This window comes from Streptomyces sp. MnatMP-M17, assembly GCF_900091995.1.
Taxonomy (GTDB): Bacteria; Actinomycetota; Actinomycetes; order Streptomycetales; family Streptomycetaceae; genus Streptomyces.
Window position 1 is genome coordinate 1 of record NZ_FMDK01000224.1, and the last position, 3,917, is coordinate 3,917.

The window sequence follows — 3,917 nt, forward strand, 5'->3', positions numbered from 1 at the left end:
GGCCGCCCCGGCGCCCGGGGCGGCCCGCCGTCCGGCTACCACCGGTCCCAGTGCGCCACTTCGTCCGCCGGAACGCGCAGACCCGGCCGGAAATCGGTGCCGATGGTGTACGCGAGCGGGATCAGCGCGGTCTGGATGACCGTGTCGTACGGGATGTCGAGGAGCTTGGCGGCCTCCCGCTCGTAGTGCAGATGAGGCGTCGTCCACGCGGTGCCGAGGCCCCGGGAGCGCGCCGCGAGCATGAACTGCCAGACGGCCGGAAGGATCGAGCCGTAGATATTGGCGAGCCGCACCGGATACTCCAGCTCGCGCCGGTCCGTCACGCGTACGCACGGCACGAGCAGCACCGGTACCTCGTGCAGATGCTCGAACAGGTGCTGGGCGCTGTCCGCGATCCTGTCCCAGCCCTCGGCGTCACCGCGGTTGATGGCGTCGGCGCCGCCCAGCAGAGGCTGACGCGGCCGTACGAGTCCCATCCGGTACAGGTCCGCGAGCGCCGCGCGCCGGTCCGGATCGGTCACGAACACAAAGTCCCAGTGCTGCCGGTTGCGTCCGGTCGGCGCCTGGGTGGCGAGAGTGAGACATTCCTCGATCACCTCGCGCTCGACCGGACGCGTCAGGTCAAGTCGCTTGCGTACGGCGCGCGTCGTGGTGAGCAGTTCATCGACGGACAGATCAAGTCGGGACATGGCGCTCCGTGCCTCTATCGCGGGTTGAGGGTGCCGGTCTGGGCAACTCGGCGGCGGGAAGCCCTTGTTGTCCCGGCCGAGTTGTTGTTTCTATGGTTCCATAAGTTGCGAACTTCCGAACCATGGTGCTCAGATCATGAGGAGGCAAGGTGTCCGAGCTCAAGATCGAGGTCGACCCGGCGGAGGCCGGACTGGATCCCGGCCGGTTACGACGGCTCGACCGCTACCTGGCGTCCTATGTCGATGACGGCAGGCTGCCCGGCTGGCAGATCGCCGTAACCCGTGGCGGCAGAGTCGCCCATCTCGCGGAGTACGGCAAGCGCGATGTGGAGAACGGTCTGCCCAGCGAGGGCAACGTGATCTACCGGGCCTGGTCGATGACCAAGCCGGTCACTTCCGTCGCCGCGATGACTCTGGTCGAGGACGGCACGATCGGCCTCCAGGATCCGGTCGGCCGCTATATCCCGGCCTTCGAGAACGTACGCGTCTACCAGCGCGGCCCGGCCGCACGGCCCGTCACCGTCCCGGCCGCCGGTCCCATCCGCGTACAGCATCTCCTCAGCCACACCTCCGGGCTGACCTACGGTTTCCACCGCGCCCATCCCGTGGACGAGATCTACACGGCGAACGGCTTCGAATGGGCCACACCGCCCGGACTCGATCTGGCCGCCTGCTGTGAGCGGTGGGCGGGTTTCCCGCTGCTCTTCGAACCGGGCACCGCCTGGAACTACGGTGTCTCCAGCGATGTGCTGGGCCGTGTCATCGAGGTCGCCTCCGGCAAGAGCCTGGACGAGTTCTTCACCGAGCGCGTTCTCGGACCGCTCGGGATGACCGACACCTCGTTCCACGTACCGCAGGAGAAGGCGGACCGGCTCGCCGCCTTCTACACCGCGGATCCGGCCACCGGCCGTGCGACCAGGGCCGATCAGCTCGGAGCCGGCGCGCTGCACCGGCCCGCCTGTCTCTCCGGCAGTGCCGGGCTGGTCACCACGCTCGGCGACTACCACCGGTTCTCGCAGATGCTGCTCGGCGAGGGCGTCTTCGAGGGGGAGCGGATCCTCGGCCCGCGCACCGTGCGCCATATGCGGCGCAACCACCTTCCCGGCGGCGGAGATCTGCACTCGGCCGGCCGGCCGGTCTTCTCGGAGATGCCGACCGCGGGCGTCGGTTTCGGGCTTGGATTCGCCGTGGTCGAGGATCCGGCGGCGGCCGGAGTGCCGGCCGGTCCCGGAGAGTACGGCTGGCACAGCGCGGCCGGAACGATCTTCTGGGTGGATCCCGTGGAGCGGCTGACCGTCCTCTTCTTCACGCAGCTCATGCCGTCCGGCGCCCATCCGTTGCACAGCCGTCTGCGCCAGTTGGTCAACCAGGCCCTGGTCGACTGAGGGAGGCATTCACCATGTGCGGTCCAGAAACGATCCTCGGCGCGGCGACGCCGTCGCCGGAGCCGTCACAGCGGAACGAGCCCACGCGGTCCACCGATTCCGCTTCGCGGGAGCAGCCGACGGAGGCGGGCGTGGAGGCGGCGGCGGTCAAGGCCTCTCCGCTGTACGTTCCCCGAGGCGCCGTCCATGACCTCACGCATGTGCTCGGTACCGACTGGCCGGTCTTCGAGCTCTATGTGAAACCGATGGAGATCAGGCGCCTGGCCAATCTCGCCGAGCACGAGTACAACGCCTTCGAGCTCACCTACAACGAGCACATCGGCACCCATATCGACGCTCCCGCCCACTTCGACGACAACGGGCTGTCCGTGGAGCGGATCCCGGCCGAGAGGCTGATCGCGCCGCTCGCTGTGGTGCGCGTCGGCGAACGGGCCGCCAAGGACAATGTCACCGAACTGACGGTGGACGATCTGCTGCGGTGGGAGAGCCGTAACGGCCGTATCCCGGACGACGCGCTGCTCGCCGTCGACAACGGCTGGTCCGACCGGATCGACACTCCCGGTGCTTTCCTCAACTTCGACGAGGCCGACGGCCATTACCGCTATCCCGGTATCTCCGTGGAGGCCGCGCACTTCCTGGTCGAGGAGCGTTCGGTGGTCGGTGTCGGCATCGACACGGCCAGTCTGGAGCCGGGCACCCGTCCGGCCGATCCGTTCACCCACCGTGTGCTGCTGCCCGCCGGCAAGTACGGCATCGAGAACCTGGCGCATCTGGACACCGTCCCGGACGTCGGAGCCACCGTCGTCGTGGGTGCGCCCAAGCACGCCGGCGGCACCGGTGGCCCGGCTCGTGTCTTCGCTTTTGTGTGAGCTCCCGCTCCTCTGCCCGAACCAAGCCCAGCTCAGCCCAGCCAAGGAGAACGCAGATGTCCACATCATCCGGTACGGCGGCCTCCGCCCAGGCCTCCGCCCAGACGTCGAAGGACCCCTGGGAGTGGACCGAGAAGCGTTACAAGGACGGCGTGTTCAGCCACGCCATCGGCACCGAACGGGAGCGGCTGCGGCTCCTGGAGTCCGTTCTCGACGACCACACGCGCGGACACTTCCAGCGCCTCGGCCTGACCTCCGGCCACCGCGTCCTGGAAGTGGGCGGAGGCGGCGGTTCGGTGGCCCGCTGGCTGGCCGGGCAGGGCGCCGAGGTCACCGTCACCGATCTCGACACCACCTATCTGGATGAACTCTCCGAGGTGGGCGTACAGGTGCTGCGCCATGACGTCTACACCGACGACTTCCCGGAGGGCACCTTCGACTTCATCCACACCCGCTATGTCGTCATCCATCTGCCGGACCCGGAGAAGGCGGTGGCCCGGCTCGCCCGGTGGCTGAAGCCCGGCGGTGTCCTGCTGCTCGAAGAGCCCTCGTTCTTTCCCATCAAGGACGCTCCGCACCCGGCCTACCGCAAGGTGATGCGGGCCTTCCGCACACATCTGGAGAGCGCCGTCGGCACGGACACCGAGTGGGCGCGCAATCTGCCGGTGCCCTTGGCGGGCAAGGGACTCGGTGACATCGGATACGACGCCCGCTTCCAGCGGATCACGGGCGGCGACAACGAGGCCGCGTGGTGGCGGCTGACGCTGGAACAGACCAGGGCGGCCGTGGTCGCCGAGGGCCTGGCGACGGACGAGGATTTCGAGGCCGCCTACCGCGAGCTGGCCGATCCCGGTTTCCACGATCTCTCCCTCGCGGTCTTCACGGCCTGGGGCCGGAAGCAGGAGAACTGACGCGGGCAGGACGACGGCCGGTGCCGCGCCTGGAGCTGTCCGCTCCGTGGCGCGGCACCGGCC

The 3,917-nt window shown here is 68.7% G+C and carries 4 protein-coding genes; 3 read left to right on the top strand and 1 reads right to left on the bottom strand.

Annotation, left to right across the window (positions count from 1 at the left end):
• Window positions 1–35: 35 nt before the first annotated feature.
• Window positions 36–689 (bottom strand): nitroreductase family protein, encoded by a 654-nt coding sequence (locus GA0115259_RS10875; protein WP_093594370.1) that lies wholly within the window; start codon window positions 687–689, stop codon window positions 36–38.
• A 149-nt stretch (window positions 690–838) separates the two neighbouring features.
• On the opposite strand from GA0115259_RS10875, the gene GA0115259_RS10880 reads away from it, so the two are divergent.
• Genes GA0115259_RS10880 through GA0115259_RS10890 form a run of 3 tightly spaced genes read left to right on the top strand, consistent with a single transcriptional unit; the run spans window position 839 to window position 3,854 of the window.
• The gene (locus GA0115259_RS10880; protein WP_093594373.1) at window positions 839–2,074 is read left to right on the top strand and encodes a serine hydrolase domain-containing protein; all 1,236 of its coding nucleotides are present in this window, start codon (window positions 839–841) and stop codon (window positions 2,072–2,074) included.
• A 14-nt stretch (window positions 2,075–2,088) separates the two neighbouring features.
• Window positions 2,089–2,943 (top strand): cyclase family protein, encoded by an 855-nt coding sequence (locus GA0115259_RS10885; protein WP_093594376.1) that lies wholly within the window; start codon window positions 2,089–2,091, stop codon window positions 2,941–2,943.
• Window positions 2,944–2,999: 56 nt separating this feature from the next.
• Window positions 3,000–3,854 carry a class I SAM-dependent methyltransferase gene (locus GA0115259_RS10890; RefSeq protein ID WP_093594379.1) on the top strand — a complete coding sequence of 285 codons (855 nt, stop codon included), beginning with the start codon at window positions 3,000–3,002 and terminating at the stop codon, window positions 3,852–3,854.
• Window positions 3,855–3,917 lie beyond the last annotated feature (63 nt).